The 21,783-nt window shown below is 38.0% G+C and carries 23 protein-coding genes; 14 read left to right on the forward strand and 9 right to left on the reverse strand.

Annotation, left to right across the window (positions count from 1 at the left end):
* Positions 1–146: 146 nt before the first annotated feature.
* Positions 147–809 carry a potassium channel family protein gene (locus tag MKX72_RS06795; RefSeq protein WP_028414113.1) on the forward strand — a complete coding sequence of 221 codons (663 nt, stop codon included), beginning with the start codon at positions 147–149 and terminating at the stop codon, positions 807–809.
* Between the two features lie 42 nt (positions 810–851).
* Here the strand turns inward: MKX72_RS06795 and rnjA are convergent, their stop codons facing one another.
* Together rnjA and MKX72_RS06805 are read right to left on the reverse strand one after the other, a co-directional pair.
* The gene (rnjA, locus tag MKX72_RS06800; protein WP_013056048.1) at positions 852–2,519 is read right to left on the reverse strand and encodes a ribonuclease J1; all 1,668 of its coding nucleotides are present in this window, start codon (positions 2,517–2,519) and stop codon (positions 852–854) included.
* A gap of 5 nt (positions 2,520–2,524) precedes the next feature.
* A complete protein-coding gene (locus tag MKX72_RS06805) occupies positions 2,525–2,734 on the reverse strand; it encodes a DNA-dependent RNA polymerase subunit epsilon (protein WP_013056049.1) in 210 nt (69 codons plus the stop codon).
* A 549-nt stretch (positions 2,735–3,283) separates the two neighbouring features.
* On the opposite strand from MKX72_RS06805, the gene MKX72_RS06810 reads away from it, so the two are divergent.
* Positions 3,284–4,066, forward strand: coding sequence for a Cof-type HAD-IIB family hydrolase (locus MKX72_RS06810; protein ID WP_033578407.1), 783 nt, complete (start codon positions 3,284–3,286; stop codon positions 4,064–4,066).
* A 29-nt stretch (positions 4,067–4,095) separates the two neighbouring features.
* Here the strand turns inward: MKX72_RS06810 and def are convergent, their stop codons facing one another.
* Positions 4,096–4,650 carry a peptide deformylase gene (def, locus tag MKX72_RS06815; protein ID WP_013056051.1) on the reverse strand — a complete coding sequence of 185 codons (555 nt, stop codon included), beginning with the start codon at positions 4,648–4,650 and terminating at the stop codon, positions 4,096–4,098.
* A 174-nt stretch (positions 4,651–4,824) separates the two neighbouring features.
* Positions 4,825–4,935 (reverse strand): YjcZ family sporulation protein, encoded by a 111-nt coding sequence (locus MKX72_RS06820; RefSeq protein ID WP_016763434.1) that lies wholly within the window; start codon positions 4,933–4,935, stop codon positions 4,825–4,827.
* Between the two features lie 169 nt (positions 4,936–5,104).
* Here MKX72_RS06820 and MKX72_RS06825 point away from each other — a divergent pair, with 169 nt between their 5' ends.
* The 6 genes from MKX72_RS06825 (at position 5,105) to MKX72_RS06850 (ending at position 11,765) form a co-directional block, all read left to right on the forward strand.
* Complete coding sequence (locus MKX72_RS06825) at positions 5,105–5,770, forward strand: YkyA family protein (protein ID WP_028407940.1); 666 nt, start codon at positions 5,105–5,107, stop codon at positions 5,768–5,770.
* Between the two features lie 582 nt (positions 5,771–6,352).
* A complete protein-coding gene (pdhA, locus tag MKX72_RS06830) occupies positions 6,353–7,468 on the forward strand; it encodes a pyruvate dehydrogenase (acetyl-transferring) E1 component subunit alpha (protein WP_013056054.1) in 1,116 nt (371 codons plus the stop codon).
* A gap of 3 nt (positions 7,469–7,471) precedes the next feature.
* The gene (locus tag MKX72_RS06835; protein WP_013056055.1) at positions 7,472–8,449 is read left to right on the forward strand and encodes an alpha-ketoacid dehydrogenase subunit beta; all 978 of its coding nucleotides are present in this window, start codon (positions 7,472–7,474) and stop codon (positions 8,447–8,449) included.
* A 102-nt stretch (positions 8,450–8,551) separates the two neighbouring features.
* Entirely contained in the window at positions 8,552–9,859 is a 1,308-nt protein-coding gene (locus tag MKX72_RS06840) for a dihydrolipoamide acetyltransferase family protein (RefSeq protein WP_155008276.1), read from the forward strand.
* Between the two features lie 3 nt (positions 9,860–9,862).
* The gene (gene lpdA / locus MKX72_RS06845) at positions 9,863–11,275 is read left to right on the forward strand and encodes a dihydrolipoyl dehydrogenase (RefSeq protein WP_013082295.1); all 1,413 of its coding nucleotides are present in this window, start codon (positions 9,863–9,865) and stop codon (positions 11,273–11,275) included.
* A gap of 247 nt (positions 11,276–11,522) precedes the next feature.
* Positions 11,523–11,765, forward strand: a complete 243-nt coding sequence (locus tag MKX72_RS06850; protein WP_033578408.1) for a hypothetical protein — start codon at positions 11,523–11,525, stop codon at positions 11,763–11,765.
* 49 nt (positions 11,766–11,814) lie between these two features.
* Here MKX72_RS06850 and MKX72_RS06855 read toward each other — a convergent pair whose 3' ends face one another.
* A complete protein-coding gene (locus MKX72_RS06855; protein ID WP_033578409.1) occupies positions 11,815–13,335 on the reverse strand; it encodes a glycine betaine uptake BCCT transporter in 1,521 nt (506 codons plus the stop codon).
* A 393-nt stretch (positions 13,336–13,728) separates the two neighbouring features.
* On the opposite strand from MKX72_RS06855, the gene MKX72_RS06860 reads away from it, so the two are divergent.
* Positions 13,729–13,854, forward strand: coding sequence for a GapA-binding peptide SR1P (locus tag MKX72_RS06860; protein WP_013056059.1), 126 nt, complete (start codon positions 13,729–13,731; stop codon positions 13,852–13,854).
* Positions 13,855–13,893: 39 nt separating this feature from the next.
* On the opposite strand, the gene MKX72_RS06865 is transcribed toward MKX72_RS06860, so the two are convergent.
* The gene (locus tag MKX72_RS06865) at positions 13,894–15,369 is read right to left on the reverse strand and encodes an aminotransferase class I/II-fold pyridoxal phosphate-dependent enzyme (RefSeq protein ID WP_028414107.1); all 1,476 of its coding nucleotides are present in this window, start codon (positions 15,367–15,369) and stop codon (positions 13,894–13,896) included.
* 531 nt (positions 15,370–15,900) lie between these two features.
* On the opposite strand from MKX72_RS06865, the gene MKX72_RS06870 reads away from it, so the two are divergent.
* Positions 15,901–16,170 (forward strand): UPF0223 family protein, encoded by a 270-nt coding sequence (locus MKX72_RS06870; RefSeq protein WP_013056061.1) that lies wholly within the window; start codon positions 15,901–15,903, stop codon positions 16,168–16,170.
* 341 nt (positions 16,171–16,511) lie between these two features.
* On the opposite strand, the gene MKX72_RS06875 is transcribed toward MKX72_RS06870, so the two are convergent.
* Complete coding sequence (locus tag MKX72_RS06875; protein WP_155008275.1) at positions 16,512–17,147, reverse strand: YktB family protein; 636 nt, start codon at positions 17,145–17,147, stop codon at positions 16,512–16,514.
* A gap of 263 nt (positions 17,148–17,410) precedes the next feature.
* On the opposite strand from MKX72_RS06875, the gene MKX72_RS06880 reads away from it, so the two are divergent.
* Together MKX72_RS06880 and MKX72_RS06885 are read left to right on the forward strand one after the other, a co-directional pair.
* Positions 17,411–17,596, forward strand: coding sequence for a hypothetical protein (locus tag MKX72_RS06880; RefSeq protein WP_013056063.1), 186 nt, complete (start codon positions 17,411–17,413; stop codon positions 17,594–17,596).
* Between the two features lie 195 nt (positions 17,597–17,791).
* A complete protein-coding gene (locus MKX72_RS06885) occupies positions 17,792–18,598 on the forward strand; it encodes an inositol monophosphatase family protein (RefSeq protein WP_014460992.1) in 807 nt (268 codons plus the stop codon).
* Positions 18,599–18,706: 108 nt separating this feature from the next.
* Here MKX72_RS06885 and MKX72_RS06890 read toward each other — a convergent pair whose 3' ends face one another.
* On the reverse strand, positions 18,707–18,892 hold the full coding sequence (locus MKX72_RS06890) for a YlaF family protein (protein WP_028414104.1): 186 nt from the start codon (positions 18,890–18,892) through the stop codon (positions 18,707–18,709).
* Positions 18,893–19,005: 113 nt separating this feature from the next.
* Here MKX72_RS06890 and typA point away from each other — a divergent pair, with 113 nt between their 5' ends.
* Both typA and MKX72_RS06900 read left to right on the forward strand, forming a co-directional pair.
* Entirely contained in the window at positions 19,006–20,844 is a 1,839-nt protein-coding gene (typA, locus tag MKX72_RS06895) for a translational GTPase TypA (protein WP_013056066.1), read from the forward strand.
* A gap of 160 nt (positions 20,845–21,004) precedes the next feature.
* Entirely contained in the window at positions 21,005–21,322 is a 318-nt protein-coding gene (locus MKX72_RS06900; RefSeq protein WP_013056067.1) for a YlaH-like family protein, read from the forward strand.
* Between the two features lie 26 nt (positions 21,323–21,348).
* On the opposite strand, the gene MKX72_RS06905 is transcribed toward MKX72_RS06900, so the two are convergent.
* Positions 21,349–21,783, reverse strand: a complete 435-nt coding sequence (locus tag MKX72_RS06905; RefSeq protein ID WP_033578411.1) for a hypothetical protein — start codon at positions 21,781–21,783, stop codon at positions 21,349–21,351.

Raw genomic sequence — 21,783 nt, forward strand, 5'->3', positions numbered from 1 at the left:
ACAGAAGGAGCTGATCCTTCTGTTTTTCTATGAGAAATAGTAAAGACATATAAGCGTTGTTAACGGGAAAATGAGGTTGATACAAAAGAATTGTGGTAAAATAACGGTAGTTCAGATTTTTTCCTGTACATAATGGAGGAATTCAAATGAAAAAAGAATTTGCAGTCATCGGATTAGGTAGATTTGGTGGAAGTATTTGTAAAACATTAAGCGATCAAGGAATGGAAGTTCTGGCGATTGACATTGATGAAGAAAAGGTAAATGAGTATGCTAACGTTGCTTCGCATGCAGTAGTAGGCGATTCAATGGATGAAGGGGTTCTAAAAAGTTTAGGAATTCGTAATTTTGATCACGTTATCGTAGCTATTGGCGACAATATTCAGGCAAGTATTTTGACGACCCTTATACTAAAAGAGCTGGGGGTTGAAAAAATAACGGTAAAAGCGCAAAATGATTATCATGCCAAAGTATTATCAAAAATTGGCGCCAATTTTATCGTGCATCCCGAACGAGATATGGGACGAAGAATTGCCAATAACATGATTTCAAACAGCGTGCTGGATTATTTGGAGCTATCTGAAGAACACAGCATTGTCGAATTAGTAGCAAGCAAAAGAATGGCTGGCAATACGCTGATTGAGTTAGACATTCGTGCGAAATATGGTATTAACATTGTAGCCATTAAGCGTGATCGAGATATCATCGTTTCTCCTCAGGCGTCCGAAACGATACAAGAAGGAGACGTGTTGATTGTTATTGGAGCAGACGCAGATATCAACCGCTTCGAAAATAAATTTGCCAGTTCCTAATAAAAAAGAGCAGATGCAATTGCATCTGCTCTTTTTCTTTTATTAAACCTCCATAATGATTGGTAAAATCATTGGACGGCGCTTTGTTTTTTCGTAAAGGAATGGAGCCAATGTGTCTGTGATTTCATTTTTAATCTCAGACCATTGTGACGTACGACGTTCCATCACTTTGTTCAAGTGTTTTGTAATGAGGGACTGTGCATCATTAATTAAGTCGCCAGATTCGCGCATATAAACAAAACCACGAGAGATAATGTCTGGACCAGCAGCGATCTTGAAGTCTTTCATATTGATGCTTACAACGACAATAACAAGTCCTTCTTCAGATAAAATACGGCGGTCACGAAGTACGATATTTCCAATGTCACCAATTCCGCTTCCGTCAATATATACAGAGCCTGAAGGGATTTTGCCGGCTACTGAAGCTTCGCTGTCGCTTAAAGCTAGCACCTCTCCATTATCCATAATGAAGCAGTTTTCTTCAGGAACTCCACAGTCTGTTGCAAGTTTGATGTGCATCTTCTGCATGCGATACTCACCGTGAATTGGCATAAAGTATTTTGGTTTCATCAAACGAAGCATTAATTTTTGCTCTTCCTGTCCGCCGTGTCCAGAAGTATGGATATCGTTTAGAGCACCGTGAATAACCTCTGCTCCTGCACGGAATAGCATATCAATTGTTTTGCTAACACTTACTGTATTTCCTGGAATAGGTGAAGATGAGAACACAACCGTATCTCCAGGGATAATTTGAATTTGGCGGTGAGTACCGTTTGCAATTCTAGATAGCGCTGCCATCGGTTCACCTTGGCTGCCTGTACATAAAATAGTCACGCGGTTAGCTGGAATTCGGTTAATTTGAGAAGGCTCAATGAACGTATCTTTTGGACATGAAATATATCCAAGCTGTTGGCCAATCTCAATAGCTGCTTCCATACTGCGTCCGAATACAGCAACTTTGCGGTTATGCAATACGGCTGCTTCCACTACTTGCTGTAAGCGGTGAATATTTGAAGCAAACGTTGCAAAAATAATACGGCCGTCTACTTTACGGAAAATGTCATGAATGCTGTCACCTACGCGGCGCTCAGACATCGTAAAGTTAGGAATTTCACTGTTTGTACTGTCTGAAAGCAAGCATAGAACGCCTTCTTTACCGATTTCAGCCATTTTTGTTAAGTTAGCCGGTTCGCCCACTGGTGTAAAATCAAACTTGAAATCTCCTGTATGTACGATTTGTCCGTTTGGTGTTTTTACCACAATTCCGTAAGAATCAGGAATACTGTGAGTTGTACGGAAGAACGTTACCGATGTTTTACGGAATTTAATTACGTCATCTTCAGTAATTTCATGAAGCTGAGCTGTACGAAGCAACCCGTGCTCGTCTAATTTGTTGCGAAGAAGTCCAAGGGCTAATTTTCCTGCATAAATAGGAATGTTTAATTCTCTTAATAAGTAAGGAATTCCGCCGATGTGATCTTCATGACCATGTGTAACGAAAAGACCGCGGATTTTATCTGCATTTTTTACCAAATAACTGTAGTCAGGAATAACGTAGTCAATTCCTAAAAGCTCATCTTCAGGGAATTTAATTCCTGCATCAATAAGAATAATTTCATCTTGAAACTGTACGGCATACGTATTTTTACCAATTTCGCCTAGTCCACCCAGGGCGAAAACTGCCGTTTGATTATTTTTTACAAATTTCATTTTCATCATATCTCCAATACTTTAAAATCTTCATGCTGTTGTTCATATTCTAGATAGTCTCCAGTCACTGCTTGAACAAACTCAATATTAATTGAACGCGCTTTTAACTTTTTACGAACGTCACGCTCAGAATCTGCGTTCACATACACTGTTTTTGTATTTTCACGTACAGCTACTTCACTCATTTTTTCTTGAAAATAAACTTTAAAAATCATAACAAAAATCTCTCCTTAATTCCGAAATTCAAATAACTTATTTTATTATATTATAAAATGTGTATGTATTTCATGTATTTTCTAAAGAAACTTGCTTTCACTACATTTTAGTCATCTAAATATAACAAGTCAATTAATTATAGAATAATATTAATAGGAAACGGATACAAGACTATATTTTCCGGGCGTATAAAAAATAAGGGCTATTCCATTGTACGATGCAGACACACACTCTGCAAATTTTACAACAGAAAGCCCTAAAAAAATCGATTATGCCATCGTTTTTTTACGCAATAATTCATTCCAGCGTTTTAGCAGCCTTTTTCGAAAATCTTTTAACATGATTTTTCAGCTCCTTTGTTTTTTTGCGATACCTGCCTGTCTCTCTCTGTACTTTTATTATATGATGAAAAGGGAGAGGTTTCTCGTGGTTAAATATGGAAAAATTGTAAATAGGAACGTCCATTTATAGAGAAATCAGTGCTTGTTTGGTATAATTGGAAAGGCTTAACAAAGAGATAAAAAATTATAAAAAATAAGGTGATAAACGTGGAACGAAAGATTATTTTTTTTGATATTGATGGAACGTTATTGGATCATGATAAAAAACTGCCTGCTTCTACAAAAAAAGCTGTCCAGCTGTTAAAAGAGCAGGGGCATGAAGTGGCAATTGCAACTGGAAGGGCTCCTTTTATGTTTAAAGATCTGCGTGAAGAGTTGGATATTCAAACATATATTAGCTTTAATGGTCAGTACATTGTCTTAAATGGAGAAGTTCTTTACAAAAACCCGTTAAATAAAGAAGAGCTTCAGGATTTAACGGCTTTTGCTGTTGAGCATGATCATCCTGTCGTATACATGGATCATGAAGATATGAAATCAAACATTGAATTTCATGATTATATCGAATCCAGCATCAGCACGCTGAAAATTGGATTTACCCACCCTCACCACGATCCTGCTTATTTCAAAGGGCGTGAAATTTATCAATCCCTCTTATTCTGTACAGCGGGAGAAGAAGCTCCTTATGAAGAAAAATTTAAGAAATTTGACTTTATTCGCTGGCATGAATTTTCAACTGATGTTCTCCCAAAAGGTGGATCAAAAGCGCGAGGAATTGAGACCATGATTGAAAAGCTTGGCTTTGATAAAAAAGATGTATATGCATTCGGAGACGGCTTAAACGATATCGAAATGCTTGAGTTTGTCGGAAATGGCGTAGCGATGGGAAATGCGGAAGAAGTCGTGAAAGAAGTGGCTGATCTTGTTACAAAAGATGTAGCAGAAGGTGGTATTCTCCACGGATTAGAGCTAGTAGGATTGTTAAAATAAGAAAAAACGCGAGCTCTAGCTCGCGTTTTTTAGCGTTCATATGGAAAAGCATTTTCAGGTTCTTGAAATGGGTTTTCTTTATTGATGTAATCATAAAACATAATTCCGTCTAAATGATCAATCTCGTGCTGAAATACGACAGCAGGAAGGCCTTTCAAACGAATTTTCACTTCTTCGCCTTCAAGCGTTGTGCCTTTTACTGTGATGCGTGCATATCGAGGAACAAATCCTGGGATATCTTGATCGACAGACAAGCAGCCTTCACCGCCTGTAAGATATGTCTTTTCAACTGAGTGGCTAATGATCTTAGGGTTAAATAATGCATAGCTGTATAGCTTGCCTTTTTCATCCGTAACGTGTACCCCAATCATTCGTTTTGATACATTAATTTGAGGAGCGGCAAGTCCGATACCAGATCGCAGTCCATATTTAGCAGCAATTTCAGGGTCTTGGCTGTTTTTTACATATTCTAATAAGCTATGTAAAATCTTTTTGTCTTCTTCAGAAGCAGGTAACGGTACTTCTTTTGCTACTTCTCGCAGCGTTGGGTGTCCGTCTTGGATAATATCGTTCATTGTAATCAACTTTCACATCTCCCTAGGCTATTTTATAGGTATAAAGTGTACCAAATCCGTATAAAAAAGTCATTACCTCGACCTTGACCACATAAATGTTTCTACTAATTATATGTATCAAACATTTGGAAAAACATGCATAAGAAAACATAAAAGCGGCAGTTAGCCGCTTTTATTGTATAATTACCAGCCGCCACAGCTGCAGCCGATAATAACTAATAAAATGAACAGTACGATTAATAACACGAAACCTTTATTAGAACCGCCGCAGCCATATCCACCATAACCCAACATAATGTAACCTCCCGTAGTTATCAATCCCAAGGTAAAAAGTAATAAACTCCCTTTTTTTCACGATTGGGTTAGTATAATATATTAAAAGGTGGAAAAAGGGTGTAGATAAATTGCTAATTTCCTACAAAAATTGTATAATGACCCATGAATAAGGGAGGATTTACCAAATATGAAATGCGTCGGAAGATATATAGTTATTGGCATTGCTGCTATGTCACTAGCAGGCTGTGCAGAGGGCTCATCGCCTGAACTTGAGGTATATAATGGATTAGAAAAAGTGGTAGCACAAGAAAAGCAATTTGCTGATCAGCAAAAACCGTTAGCTGATTTAGAACAGCAAGAAAATGCGATATACGACCAAATTATTGAGCTAGGGATTAAAGATAAAAAGAAAATAAAAAATAAAGCACAAAAAGCGCAGCAGTTATTAGATGAGCGTGAAAATAAATTACAAAAAGAAGAAAAAAGCATCAGCGCTTCGCAAAAACAGTTTGAAGCGACAGAGCCAAAGATCCAAAAGCTAGAGGACGGCAAAGCAAAAGAAGAGGCGCTTGAACTATCTTCGTTAATGAAGAAGCGTTATAAGGCCTACCAGTCCTTACATGATGCCTATCTTCATTCCATTGAATTAGATCGTCAGCTATATACGCTCTTTGAAAAAGACAATGTGAAATTAGAGAATCTTGAAACACAAATCGCTTCGATCAATGCTACTTATAAAGAAGTTGAAAAGAAAAAAGAAACGTTTAACACACTAACAGCTGACTATAACAAAGCCAAAGAAGATTTTTATAACAAAACGAAGTTAAAGGTGAAAAATAGCGAGGATAAATAAGAAGGCCTGTGAAGTTTACAGGTCTTTTTTTTTTGGCTGAAAAGGAAGGTTTTCTGAAATAAAGAAAGAGTTTCGACACGATTCAAGTAAAAATTACAAAAGGTTATTGTTTTAAAAAATCGTTTATTTGTGGCAAGATAGGAGATGTGCAGACGTAAAAAAAGAGAAGGTTATTATAAAACATATAATACAGTTTGTATCTGTGTAATAGTACAGCATGTCTTTTTTATGTGTTTTATTTCACAAACTAAAAAAGCGTAATTTCTTGATGTAAATGCATTGACGAACTGTTTTAGTGTATTGTAAACTAGGTAGCGTAGTAAGTGTTGTATTAATCATTTTTGCAAAATAATTAATACAGTTTAACGAAACGCTCGTTTCGCTTAAACTTTCCTTTTACGTAAATGTTTGCACAGAATTCGCTGGGGAATACATAGAAATGTTAAGGATTAGCGAATTCAAAAAGCTACTCGACAAAATATGACTTTTACTTGTCCATTTGGGACATTCTAAAAGCGTGTATGTTTGTTTGATTAGTAAAATGAATTTATACGGCTTAAATGAAAGGAAGAGGTGACTTAGATGGCTGCTAAAACTAAAAAGGCTATTATTGATGTATCAAAGCAACTTGATAAAATCGCTGAGCAGTACCAAACGTTCCAAATTCTTAATGAAGAGGGCGAAGTAGTAAATAAATCAGCGTTGCCAGATTTATCTGACGAAAAATTAAAAGAGTTAATGACTCGCATGGTATACACTCGTATTCTTGATCAACGTTCAATTTCATTGAACCGTCAAGGTCGTTTAGGTTTCTATGCACCAACTGCTGGGCAAGAAGCTTCTCAAATCGCTTCACATTTCGCGTTAGAAAAAGAAGACTTCATTTTACCTGGGTACCGTGATGTGCCTCAGTTAATTTGGCATGGTCTTCCACTATATCAAGCGTTCTTATTCTCTCGTGGTCATTTCCACGGTAACCAAGCGCCAGAAGGTGTAGATGTACTTTCTCCACAAATCATCATCGGTGCACAAATCGTACAAACTGCTGGTGTGGCACTAGGTCTTAAAAAGCGCGGTAAAAAAGCAGTAGCGATCACTTATACAGGTGACGGCGGAGCTTCACAAGGTGACTTCTACGAAGGTATGAACTTCGCAGGTGCATTCAAAGCTCCAGCAATCTTTGTTGTACAAAACAACCGCTTTGCAATTTCAACACCAGTTGAAAAGCAATCTGCAGCACGTACAATCGCTCAAAAAGCAGCGGCTGTTGGTATCCCAGGCGTTCAAGTAGACGGTATGGATGCACTAGCAGTATACGTTGCAGTAAGCGAAGCTCGTGAGCGTGCAGTAAACGGTGAAGGTCCAACTTTAATTGAAACATTAACTTACCGTTATGGTCCACATACAATGGCTGGTGACGATCCAACTCGTTATCGTACAGCTGAGCTTGACACTGAGTGGGAAAAGAAAGATCCACTTGTTCGCTTCCGTAAATTCTTAGAAGCTAAAGGCATCTGGAATGAAGAAGAAGAAAACAAAGTAATCGAGCAAGCTAAAGAAGATATCAAACAAGCTATTAAGAAGGCTGACGATTATCCAAAACAAAAAGTTACAGATTTAATGGAAATCATGTACGAAACTATGCCTTCAAACTTACAAGAGCAATATGAAATCTACAAAGAGAAGGAGTCGAAGTAAGCCATGGCGCAAATGACAATGATTCAAGCGATTACTGATGCGTTACGCACAGAAATGAAAAACGACGAAAACGTATTAGTTTTTGGTGAAGACGTTGGCGTAAACGGTGGAGTATTCCGTGCGACTGAAGGTCTTCAACAAGAATTCGGCGAAGATCGCGTATTCGATACGCCATTAGCTGAATCTGGTATCGGTGGTCTTGCTGTGGGTCTATCGACTCAAGGTTTCCGTCCGGTTCCTGAAATTCAATTCTTTGGTTTCGTATACGAAGTACTTGATTCTGTATCAGGTCAAGCTGCACGTATGCGCTACCGTTCTGGCGGTCGCTGGAATGCACCAATCACATTCCGTTCACCATTTGGTGGAGGCGTTCATACACCAGAACTTCACGCTGATAGCTTAGAAGGTATCGTAGCATCTCAACCTGGTCTAAAAGTTGTAATTCCTTCAACTCCATACGATGCAAAAGGTCTTTTAATTTCATCAATCCGTGATAACGATCCGGTTGTATACTTAGAGCACATGAAGCTTTACCGTTCATTCCGTCAAGAAGTACCTGAAGAATCATACACTATTGACTTAGGTACAGCTGATGTGAAACGTGAAGGTACAGACGTAACGCTTATCGCTTACGGTGCAATGGTACACTCATCATTAAAAGCAGCTGAAGAACTAGAAAAAGAAGGTATCTCTGCTGAAGTAGTGGACTTACGTACAGTTCAACCTTTAGATATCGATACAATTCTTGCATCAGTTGAAAAAACTGGTCGCGTAGTAGTAGTTCAAGAAGCTCAAAAACAAGCTGGTATCGCAGCTAACGTTGTAGCTGAAATTAACGATCGTGCAATCTTAAGCTTAGAAGCACCAGTATTACGTGTAACAGCACCGGATACTGTGTTCCCATTCTCTCAAGCTGAGGGCGTATGGTTACCAGACCACAAAGATATCGTTGAAACAGCTAAGAAAGTACTTGAATTTTAATTAGCATTTTACTGTGATAGAAATCAGCTTTATGCTGATTTCTGTCTTAGATAAAATAAACACTAACAAATTGAACGCAACTAACTAGGAGGGTGAAGACACGTGGCATTTGAATTTAAACTGCCGGATATCGGTGAAGGTATCCACGAAGGTGAAATTGTAAAATGGTTCGTAAAAGCTGGAGATGAAATTGATGAGGATGATGTACTAGCAGAAGTACAAAATGACAAAGCTGTTGTTGAAATCCCATCTCCTGTAAAAGGTAAAGTATTAGAAGTAAAAGTTGACGAAGGTACAGTAGCTACTGTAGGACAAGTTATCGTTACTTTTGATGCTCCTGGATACGAAGACTTAAAATTCAAAGGTGACGATCATGATGATGCACCAGCAGAAGAAGCTAAAGAAGAAGCTTCAACTGAAGAAGTGACTGAAGAAGCAACAGCTCCTGCAGCACAAGCTGATGTTGATCCTAACCGTAAAGTAATTGCTATGCCTTCAGTGCGCAAATATGCTCGTGAAAAAGGTGTAGACATTAAAGCTGTTCCTGGTTCAGGTAAAAACGGACGTATTGTTAAAGATGACATCGATAGCTTCTTATCTGGTGGTTCTACAGCTACAGCTACAGCAACTGCTGAAGCTCCAGCTAAAGAGGAAACTGCTTCAGCTGAACCAAAAGCAGCTGCAGCACAAGCTATTCCTGAAGGCGACTTACCAGAAACTCGCGAGAAAATGAGCGGTATCCGTCGTGCAATTGCAAAAGCTATGGTTAACTCTAAACACACTGCTCCACACGTAACATTAATGGATGAAATCGATGTAACAGCTCTTGTTGCTCATCGTAAAAAATTCAAAACAGTTGCAGCAGATCAAGGTATTAAATTAACATTCTTACCTTACGTGGTAAAAGCGTTAACTTCAGCACTTAAGAAGTTCCCAGCTCTTAACACTTCAATTGATGATTCTACAGATGAAGTAATTCAAAAACATTACTACAACATCGGTATCGCTGCTGACACTGAAAAAGGTCTTTTAGTACCAGTTGTGAAAAATGCTGATCGTAAATCTGTATTCGAAATTTCGGATCAAATTAACGACCTTGCTGGAAAAGCACGTGATGGTAAATTAGCTCCTGCTGAAATGAAAGGCGCTTCTTGTACAATCACAAATATCGGTTCTGCTGGTGGACAATGGTTTACTCCAGTTATCAACCACCCAGAAGTTGCAATTCTAGGTATCGGACGTATCGCTGAAAAACCAGTTGTACGCGACGGTGAAATTGTAATTGCTCCAGTATTAGCATTATCACTAAGCTTTGACCACCGTATTATCGATGGCGCAACAGCTCAAAACGCTCTTAACCAAATCAAGCGTTTATTAAATGATCCAGAATTATTATTAATGGAGGCGTAATAAATGGTAGTAGGAGATTTCCCAATCGAAACTGATACTCTTGTCATTGGTGCTGGCCCTGGTGGCTACGTTGCAGCAATTCGTGCAGCTCAATTAGGTCAAAAAGTTACAATCGTAGAAAAAGGTAATCTTGGAGGCGTATGCTTAAACGTTGGTTGTATTCCTTCAAAAGCATTAATCGCTGCAGGTCACCGTTTTGAACATGCTAAACATTCTGAAGACATGGGGATTATCGCTGAGAACGTAACAGTTGATTTCTCTAAAGTTCAAGAATTCAAAAACGGCGTTGTAAACAAACTTACTGGCGGTGTTGAAGGCCTTCTTAAAGGTAACAAAGTTGACATCGTAAAAGGTGAAGCTTACTTCGTTGACAGCGAAACTGTACGTGTAATGGATGAAAATTCAGCACAAACGTACAAATTCAAAAATGCAATCCTTGCAACTGGTTCTCGTCCAATCGAGATCCCTGGATTCAAATTCTCTGAGCGCGTAATCAACTCTACAGGTGCATTAGCGCTTAAAGAAGTTCCTAAAAAATTAGTTGTAATCGGCGGAGGTTACATCGGTACTGAGCTTGGTACTGCTTTTGCTAACTTCGGCACAGAAGTTACATTTGTAGAAGCTGCTGATGAAATTCTAGCTGGTTTTGAAAAACAAATGAGCTCTCTTGTTAAACGTAACCTTAAGAAAAAAGGAAACGTTGAAATCTATACAAAAGCAATGGCTAAAGGTGTTGAAGAAACTGCTGATGGCGTACAAGTTACGTTTGAAGTAGGCGGAGAGTCAAAAGTAATCGATGCTGACTACGTATTAGTTACTGTAGGTCGCCGTCCTAACACTGATGAGCTTGGTCTTGAGCAAGTTGGCGTTAAAATGACTGACCGTGGTCTTATCGAAATCGATAACCAAACTCGTACATCTGTAAGCAACATCTTTGCAATTGGTGATATCGTAACTGGACCACCACTTGCACACAAAGCTTCTTACGAAGGTAAAATCGCAGCTGAAGTAATCGCTGGCGAACCTGCTGAAATTGACTACTTAGGAATTCCAGCAGTTGTATTCTCTGAGCCTGAGCTTGCATCTGTAGGTTATACTGAAGCACAAGCAAAAGAAGAAGGATTAGCTGTTAAAGCTTCTAAATTCCCATTCGCTGCTAACGGACGTGCGCTTGCACTTAACGCTGCAGAAGGCTTCTTGAAGCTTATCACTCGTAAAGAAGACGGAGTAGTTGTTGGTGCTCAAATCGCTGGACCTAGCGCATCTGACATGATCGCTGAACTTGGTCTTGCTATCGAAGCTGGCGTAACAGCTGAAGATATCGCATTAACAATTCACGCTCACCCAACATTAGGTGAAATCACAATGGAAGCTGCTGAAGTAGCAATTGGAAGCCCAATTCACATTGTAAAATAATGTTTTTAAAAAGCTGATGCATACGCATCAGCTTTTTTTTTGAAGAAAACGGTTTTCATAAAGTATAAGGTGCTTGTCAGACAGTTTTTTTACTGGTTGAGTATAATTCTAGCAGAAAGATGTAAAAAGCGCTGAGACAGTCTTAAATGAGTTCTAGATGCATACATATAAAGTGGGACGTGCTTTGCTTATAGTTGGATACAAAATTGCTTCTTTGGATAACGAATGAAAAGGCGGCGAAGGAGCTATGAAGACATATTTCGTTTGGAGCTTGCACATTGTTATTTGGATGGGGTATTCACTGGTTGAATTATTATCAAAACGTGATCAATTGACATCTAAAATTATTTTATTTTTAGTATTTGCTTATTTAGCTTACGGTATAGCAGAAATGAACGTCAAATCTAAAAGACTGGCGCTTATGATGACGGGCACCACGTCAGCTATCTGCTTGACATGTTATCAACTAATTTTATTTTGCACGGCGTAAGAGTGCATAAAAAAAGCGTTAGCTTATATAAGCTAACGCTTTTTTTGTCTTACACAGATTTCTTTTCTCTTTTTAACGCGCCTTCTTCTTTAAATGCTTTCATTAATGAGAAGACCGTTAGCACCAGCACAATTGAGAATGGAAGTGCTGCTATAATCGCAGCTGTTTGGAGCGCATCCAAACCACCTGTCCAAAGCAAAATGATTGCTGTTAACGATTGAATTAAGCCCCACGTAAGCTTAATAGAGCCTGAAGGATTTAGATCACCGTTTGTTGTCTGCATTCCTAAAACAAATGTAGCTGAGTCAGCTGATGTAATAAAGAATGTAGCAATTAAGCAAATAGCAACAATGGACATGAACGTACCAAATGGAAACTGTTCAAGTACGTAGAATAAAGCAACTTCTGTTCCTTTATTATTGATAACATCCATAACAGGAAGATCCTTAAAAAAGTCTAAATAAACCCCAGAACCTCCGAATACAGCAAACCATAATCCGCCAAATACGGTCGGAACAGCTAGTACACCAATTAAAAATTCTCGAATGGTTCTACCTCGTGAAATACGAGCAATAAACGTACCAACGAAGGGTGCCCAGGCGATCCACCATGCCCAGTAGAAAATTGTCCAATCTTGAACCCAGGTGCTGTTATCAAACGGGCTCAATCGAAAACTCATCGACGGCAAGTTTTGAATGTAGCTGCCAATTGTTGTAACGAATAAGTCCATAATAAAGTTGGTTGGACCTGCAAATAACAAGAATAGCATTAACAGAATAGCTAAAACAATATTAATGTTACTCAAATACTTAATACCCTTGTTCAGACCTGTCTGTGCTGACAGCATGAACAAGAACGTCACGATAATAATAACAATTAATTGAGTCGTGAAATTATTATCAATGCTTGGCGACAAGTAAGAGGCTCCACCAGTAATTTGAATAGCGCCCAGTCCTAGAGATGTTGCCACCCCAAAAATAGTTGCAAATACGGCGATGACGTTTATGATCGTTCCAAGAGGTCCATCAACACGTTTTCCTAATAGTGGACGTAAAATATTACTGATTATGAACGGGTAACCTTTTCTAAATTGAAAATATGCAAGGGCCAGTGCAAGAACGGAATAAATAGCCCAAGGATGTAAACCCCAGTGGAAAAACGAATAACGTAGAGCTGCACGAGCTGATTCTGCTGTACCGCCTTCACCAGAAGGTGGAGTATGAAAATGATTGATTGGTTCTGAAACACCCCAGAATACAAGTCCAATTCCCATACCAGCACTAAATAACATAGCAAACCACGAGACGTAACCATACTGAGGCTTTTCGTCAGGTTTACCTAGTTTAATGTTTCCGTACTTTGAAAAAATTAAGTACAGCGTAAAAACTAAGAATAATGTAGCTGCTAATAAATAATACCAGCCAAATTTCTCGATGATAAAACTATGTATTGCCGATGTGACAGGTGTAAGCGCTGCGCTTCCTAGCACAGATTCCGGAATAACACCCCATACGATAAATACTGCAGCAATAATAACCGAAATGATAAAAACAGGAGTCAGTTTTTTCATCGATTATCACTCCTTTCCTATTCTATTTTACATAACATAGTTTCTCATATAACCTTTTTAGCTATACATGAAACCACATGGTTATACATTCTAGTAAAGTTTGTATGAAATGTCTACCCTATTAGTAAGAAAAAAAGGCAAGATCTCAAATTCTTATTTTTCGTAATTATTTTAAAGTGCCGAAATAGATATGAAATTAGACATAGTTTTTTCATATAAATAGAGATGATGCTAAGGGGTCAGCTTTTTGAAAACAAATATAACATTTATGAGAAAAATATTTTTAATGTGACATACTAATTAGTTGTTGACATATTTAATGTGACATAATAATATAATATCAAGAGTTGTAAAACGCTTACAAAAAAAGACGGTTAAAGGGGAGTTTACAAAATGGGAACAATCGTATGTCAAACATGTAACTGCACAATTGATCATTTCGAAGATGAGAAAGTGACGCGATTATACTCAACATGTAAAAGCGGAGAATGTCAAAAAGCAGATGAAGATTTAGATTAATTCAATAAAAAAAAGGTGCGGAATTCCGCACCTTTTTTTTTATTGAATTGCTTTATGTTCTTTAATGACACGAAATGTCTTTAATTCAAAATCTTCCGGACCCTGCACTGGTAAACCTGCCTCTAAGTTTGTTTCAATATAGGTTAAATTTTCCTCAGTGATGATTTCCCCAGGAATAAAAATAGGAATACCAGGAGGATAGACCATTACAAATTCTGCAATAATACGACCTGCTGACTCATGAAAAGGTACCACTTCGGTTTCAGCGTAAAAAGCATCACGAGGTGTTAAAGCCAATACAGGAATATCAGGTAATAAAATAGCAGGTTTTGCCGTTGTCTCAGAAAGGTTATGGAATTTTGCGGATAACTCACGCAGAGCTGTGACAAGACGTGAAAGATCTTCTTCTGTATCTCCGGGCGTGATAATACATAGAATATTATAAAGGTCAGACATTTCCACTTCGATATTATGAGCTTCACGCATCCATTTTTCTACGTCATAGCCCGTAATTCCTAAATCTGAAACAGAAATAATTAATTTAGTAGGGTCTAAATCATACGTAGCTTTTGTGCCTAAAATTTCTCTGCCTATACATCGGATATGCTCAATTGTATTAATTTCTTTTCGTGCTTTTTCAGCAAGAGAAATTGCACGTTCAGCCAGCTCTTTTCCTTCTGTAGCTAGACGTTTTCGTGCAACATCTAAAGAAGCCAGCAGCAGATAAGAGGTTGATGTTGTTGTCAGCATGCTTAAAATAGACTGTACGCGTTTTGGAGAAATTAAGCCTTCGCGTATGTTTAAAATGGAACTTTGCGTCATAGAACCGCCTAATTTATGCACGCTTGTTGCTGCCATATCTGCACCGGCCTGCATAGCAGACAGAGGCAAATCATCATGGAAGTGAATATGAACGCCGTGAGCTTCATCAACAAGTACAGGCACTTGATACGAGTGGGCAATTTCTACGATTTTACGAAGGTCTCCGGAAATTCCAAAGTAAGTTGGATTGATAACAAGCACTGCTTTTGCTTCAGGGTGCTGCTTTAAGGCTTTTTCTACAGAGTCCGATGTAATACCGTGAGAAATGCCAAGATTTTCGTCGATTTCAGGATGAATAAAAATAGGCGTAGCTCCTGAAAAAACAATCGCACTCATAACAGATTTATGCACGTTTCTAGGAACGATAATTTTATCTCCAGGTCCACATGTCGCCATAACCATTGCCATAATTGCTCCGCTCGTTCCTTGAACAGAGAAAAAAGTATGATCAGCACCAAATGCTTCTGCAGCTAAATCCTGTGCTTGTTTGATAATGCCTTTTGGCTGGTGAAGGTCATCAAGGGGACCGATATTAATTAAATCAATGGATAAAGCATCATCGCCAATAAATGAGCGGAATTCAGGATCCATTCCATTTCCTTTTTTATGTCCAGGGATATGGAATTGTGTTGGGTTTTTCTTAGCGTGATTAACTAATCCAGTAAATAATGGAGTTGAAAATTGAGAAGACAACTTTGCTATACACCTCTTTTATCATAAATTGTCAGTCCCTCTAAGCAAAGCTTAGAGGGACTTTGATTGTTTTTTTATCAAATTACAGCATTCAATTTTATATACCAAAAACTAATGGCTGTTGAATTATACATATTAAAATATCAGATCTTTTTTCTACAAAAGAAATTCAACAGAAATTCTACTCCGCAGTTTTCTTGATTTTAACCATTATATAAATGAATGAAACGCGTATGTTTACTACTGTTTGATAATATAAATACAATTTTTAGTTAAAAAAATACAAGTAATTGTAAACTGCTTATTACTTATTATTTTATAGTTCTTTATGTTTTGAAAATCCCCATAAAACAAAAGAATTATAGCACTTATTAACCTATTTGCAAAGATATTTTAAAGAGAAAATAAAAAGAAAAAAAAGGAGAAATTCTTTTGGGTGAAAAGAGAATAAATTTTGTGTACATTATAGATTGTGATAGAGTTAAGAATATAGATATACATAGAATGAAGAAATAAATGGAGTGATGAGAAGTGGAATATCAATACCCTATCTCCCTTGATTGGAGTACAGAAGAAATTATTGATGTAGTGAAGTTTTTTGAAAGTATTGAACGAGCTTATGAAAAAGGTATTGAGCGTGATCACCTAATGGCAGTCTATCGCCGATTTAAAGAAATTGTGCCAAGTAAAGCAGAAGAAAAAACAATCTGTAACGATTTTGAAGACCAAAGCAAATACTCTTCTTATCGAACGATTCAAAAAGCAAAGGCTGCTTCTTCTGGAGATATCATAAAAATGTAAAAAATGAGACTGGGACAAAAGTAGTTTAGCCGAAGTAAAAAACGAATCATTAATCAAATTGTTTGATTAATGATTCGTTTTTTTTGTTACGGTGAACATAGAGTTTATCTGTTTCGTTTCTTCTAGCAGTTTATTGGAAGGCAAGGCGAAGACTCCTGCTGGGAAAGCGGAACAGGCGAGACCCCGCAGGAGCGCAAGCGACGAGGAGGCTCACCGGCCGCCCAGGGAAATCAACTGCGGTGTCACAAGCGTTTCAGCTTATGTATCCCATTTGTTGGTCTTTCGATGAGCTTCCTTTCGTTATGTCTCACCCTCATTTTTTTTATATCAATTCGTTAAAATTATGCATATGCTTTTTTAGTTAGTTCATATAATGGAGTTACCGTATGAAATGTTTGTTCAATACGAGCCATCCATTCTTCGCCGTTCATTGCAATCGCTTCTTCTTTTGGAATTGTAATGCCGCATAGGATCTCAGCTTTTTTAACCGTCTCTAGACGTTCAAACAAACGCTCTAAGTCTTCAGAAGATAAGTCGCCCATTTTTTTACTATCAGGTTTTGTATGATCTTTCGACCAAACAAACGAGTCTGGGATATTTTGACGAATCTCCTCCATGTTTTGTTTTAGCAGCTTTCCAAATTGTTCTTTAATAGGTGATTCGTAAATGACGGCAAACCACACAAAGACGTGTGTTTCCCAAAGGCCAATTTGAAAATGAGGGAGCTTTTTATACCCGCGTTTACTGTTAGCAAAGGCTACCCACGTATCTGCTGGCGGGTTAACTGTTCTTCGTGCATGTTTGGCAATATGTACGAACATTTCATCTCCACAAAGTGAAGAAAGAGTAGGAGCAAAATGATTGCTCAATTGTTCGAATTTTGGGCGTATCGTTGTCTTGATGGCTTCCATACGTGCATCAAGCCCCTTGATACGGAATACGTTAAAGTCATCTTGTGAAAATCCTGAGAATGCCATGTGAAACCTCCGTTTTTTTAGTGAATATGCTGCTGTGCATCTATGCAAGTAAGTATGATTTACGCGAAGATTCTACCACATGAAAAGCATAAACACCAATTAATTCGCATATGCTTGTCAAAACGTGTCTATCATTTTTTTATAGGTAATCACACAATTTAGTTGCATGAGATTAGGTTTCGACATAGACTATATCAATCAAAATATCTGAAAATTTAGTTTTCTATAAGTGGGTTCAATAATTTGAGAGGGGTGTTTGAAACATGAAACAAGTGGTGAATATGTATAAGAAGAATGATGGACAAAAAAGATTAGGTGTAATTCGGTTGGAGTTAGATTACGAGTTAGCGACGTTATATGAAGCCATGATGGAGAATAATGAGGAACAAAAACAAAAATGTAAGCGAAAGCTCGAGAAACTTCGTGAAGAAATGATATCTCTTCAGTAGCAGACACGGGAATAAAATAGAACAAATATGGGTAAACTGTAAAAAAGGATTAAACTGAATGAGCAGATTCATAAGTGGTAACAGAGCACGTGGGAGAAGAAGGGGCAGTTCTTCTCCCACGTGCTCTGTTAATTGACATCTTGCAGAGGTTTTTTTAAGCTTAAATAAGAGACGTATTTTTGAGGGGGAATTGAGATGACACAACGCTGGAAAGAAATTGATACATACGTTAAAGAGTGGCTAAAAGAAGCTGGACAAAAAATTCAACAGTCGTTTAGTAAAGAACTTCTCATTCAAACGAAATCGAATCCAAATGATTTAGTAACAAATATGGATAAAGAAATTGAACAGTTTTTTATCTCAAAAATCAATGAAACCTTTCCGGAACATCATATTCTCGGAGAAGAAGGATATGGGGAAGAGCTTGAATCAGAAGAAGGAACGATTTGGATTATCGATCCGATCGACGGTACGATGAACTTTGTTCATCAGCAGCGAAATTTTGCTATTTCCATCGGTATATTCGAAAATGGTGTAGGACAAGCAGGTTATATTTATGATGTTATTCATAATGAGCTGTATCATGCTTTAAAAGGACAGGGCGCGTTTATGAATGACATCCAATTGCCGAAACTTGAACCTGTACCAGTTGAAGAAGCTATTATTAGCTTAAATGCAACGTGGGTGACGGAGAACCGCCGTATTGATCCTTCCGTATTAAGTCCGCTTGTGCGTAAAGTAAGAGGGACCCGTTCATATGGATCCGCAGCTATTGAGCTTGCTTACGTAGCGGCTGGACGCTTGGATGGATACATTACTTTACGTTTGGCTCCATGGGACTTTGCTGCCGGTAAAGTGTTGATTGAAGAAGTTGGAGGAGTCATGACGGATTTAGAAGGGAAGCCGTTAGAGATTCTTGAAAAAAGCAGTGTATTTGTAAGCAAACCAACATTACATGACGAAATCTTTCGTACGTACCTTGAAGGAAAGTGGAATAAATAAAATAGAAGTGAAGACTTACGTGTAGTCAAAGAATTTTGTGATGAAAAAACGTCATGAACCATTTTGATGTTGCAAATGGCCATGACGCTTTCAATCATCGCAAAAAAATTACAGCTGCCCTTTTTCTCGCATTTTTTTCTTAGTCGTAAAGCCAAGACCCATTACAACAATTAAAGCTACGATAGCTAAAATGACCCCGAGAGCGCTTCCTTCTCCGATAAATATGCCAATTGACATAATAGCTGCAGTTGCGATGAATGCATATAAAACGAATACCCACTTAATGTTTCTCATGTTGATTCCTCCCATTTGTAACGGATATTTATAGTGTACAACAAAATCATTCTGCAATTCTAGAGTTAGTGTGATATAATAGCTTAGTTATTACAAGCATAGGAGTGAAATGCGTGAACATTCGTAAAGATTTACGTAATATTGCCATTATTGCCCATGTAGACCATGGGAAAACAACGTTAGTAGATAAATTATTACATCAGTCCGGAACATTCCGTACTAATGAGCATGTTGAAGAACGTGCGATGGATTCAAATGACCTTGAGCGTGAGCGTGGAATTACAATTTTAGCGAAAAACACAGCTATTAATTATAAAGATACGCGTATCAACATTATGGATACGCCAGGACATGCTGACTTCGGTGGAGAAGTTGAGCGTATTATGAAAATGGTAGACGGTGTTCTACTTGTAGTAGACGCATACGAAGGATGTATGCCTCAAACGCGCTTTGTATTGAAAAAAGCATTAGAGCAAAACTTAACGCCGATTGTTGTTGTTAACAAAATTGACCGTGACTTTGCTCGTCCAACTGAAGTAGTTGATGAAGTAATTGACTTATTTATTGAACTAGGTGCAAGTGAGGAACAAATTGAGTTCCCTGTTGTTTATGCTTCAGCAATCAACGGAACGGCTAGCACGAACCCTGAAAAGCAAGATGAGAACATGTCATCTCTATTTGACTCAATCATCGAGCACATTCCAGCACCAGTAGACAACAGCGACGAACCACTTCAATTCCAAGTGGCAATGCTTGACTACAATGACTATCTTGGTCGTATCGGTGTAGGACGCGTATTCCGCGGAACAATGAAAGTAGGCCAGCAAGTTGCATTAATGAAGCTTGACGGTACGGTAAAACAATTCCGCGTAACAAAATTATTCGGTTTCCTAGGCTTAAAGCGTGTTGAAATCGAAGAAGCAAAAGCAGGAGACCTGATCGCTGTATCAGGAATGGAAGACATCAACGTAGGTGAAACAGTATGTCCGTTTGACCACCAAGATGCACTGCCAATTTTACGTATTGATGAACCTACTTTACAAATGACGTTCTTAGTAAACAATTCACCGTTTGCTGGTCGTGAAGGTAAATTTGTTACATCTCGTAAAATTGAAGAGCGCTTAATGTCTGAACTTGAGACAGATGTAAGTTTACGCGTGGAAAATACTGATTCACCGGATGTATGGGTCGTTTCAGGACGTGGAGAACTTCATTTATCTATTTTAATTGAAAATATGCGTCGTGAAGGATATGAGATTCAAGTATCAAAACCTGAAGTAATCGTTCGTGAAATTGATGGCGTTCGCTGTGAGCCAGTTGAACGTGTGCAAATCGACGTGCCTGAAGAACATACGGGTTCTATTATGGAATCAATGGGTGCTCGTAAAGGTGAAATGGTTGATATGATTAACAACGGCAGCGGTCAAGTTCGTCTGATCTTTATGGTTCCTGCACGTGGTTTAATCGGTTATACAACTGAGTTCTTATCGTTAACTCGTGGATTCGGTATCATTAACCATTCATTTGATAGCTACCAACCAATGCAGCAAGGTCAAGTTGGAGGTCGCCGTCAAGGTGTGCTTGTTTCTATGGAAAGCGGTAAATCATCTACTTATGGAATCCAAGGCGTAGAAGACCGCGGTACAATTTTCGTGGAGCCAGGTACAGAAGTATACGAAGGTATGATCGTAGGAGAACACACTCGTGAAAATGATATCGTTGTTAACATCTGTAAAATGAAGCAAATGACGAATATGCGTTCTGCTAACAAAGATCAAACAACAGGTATGAAAAAACCTCGTATTATGTCTTTAGAGCAATCACTTGAATATTTAAACGAAGATGAATATTGTGAAATCACACCAGAATCTATTCGTCTACGTAAAAAAATTCTTGATAAAAATGAACGTGAAAAAGCAGCGAAAAAGAAAAAATACGCTGACACGAAATAATAAAAAAAGGAAGTCGTTAGCTTTATTTGCTAGCGGCTTGTTTTTTATCAATTATATCAGAATTTTCTATTTTTTGAAAGCGTTTTATAAAGAGAGAATTTGGAAAGGAAAAAGGTGGCTTATATCGAATAATGTAAAGTAAGGAATAGGGGGAAGGAAGATGGATGTAAAAGAACACCTTTCATTTTTTGCTGCTTTGTATCAAGTAGATGAACATGCAAAAATAGGAATGTGGCTGTTATACTTTACTATTTTAGGGCTATCTGTTCTCGTGTACAAACTCGGGTTTGCAAAGAAGCTGCCGCTTTTAAAATCTGTGGTTATTTATCTATTTTTAGCTTTTGGATGTACGATTTTAACGTTTTTAGGCATTTTTTTACCTGTAGCTGAAGGGCTAGTGGTTGCAGCGCTTGTATTAATTATTTATAAAATACGGCTGTATCAGGCTAAAAAGCAAAACTCCACGTTGGGTTCATAACAGACTACATAAAAAGACGCTTGTAGCTACAAGCGTCTTTTTAGTATGATATAGCCGAAGACAAGAGCGGCTGCGAAAATTAAATGGCCAGCTGTCCAATAAAAAATTGCTACTGCATCATCCACTGCAGGCGTAGGCTTAAGCGCAAGCAGCGTCAACGGAAAATACAAAGGAATGGTTGGAAGTGTTAATAAAAAAGAACACAATACGATTTTTCGAATAGACATATTGTTTAATTTACCTACTATGTAAACAAAAACGATCCCAATTGCAACGGCAATGAATAAATGAAAAACAAACTCCACCCATTCAGGCCATTGAATAGGGCCAATGATAGGAATAAAATCAACATTTAATAAAAGGGTATAAACTTGTTTGCCGGTTAGCCATTCTATCCATTTCAAACATAACCCAAGGATAATCCCGCTGAACATGCCGATACTTATTCCTAAACGGAGCAC

The organism is Priestia sp. FSL R5-0597 (genome assembly GCF_038006305.1).
In the GTDB taxonomy this organism is placed as follows: Bacteria; Bacillota; Bacilli; order Bacillales; family Bacillaceae_H; genus Priestia; species Priestia zanthoxyli.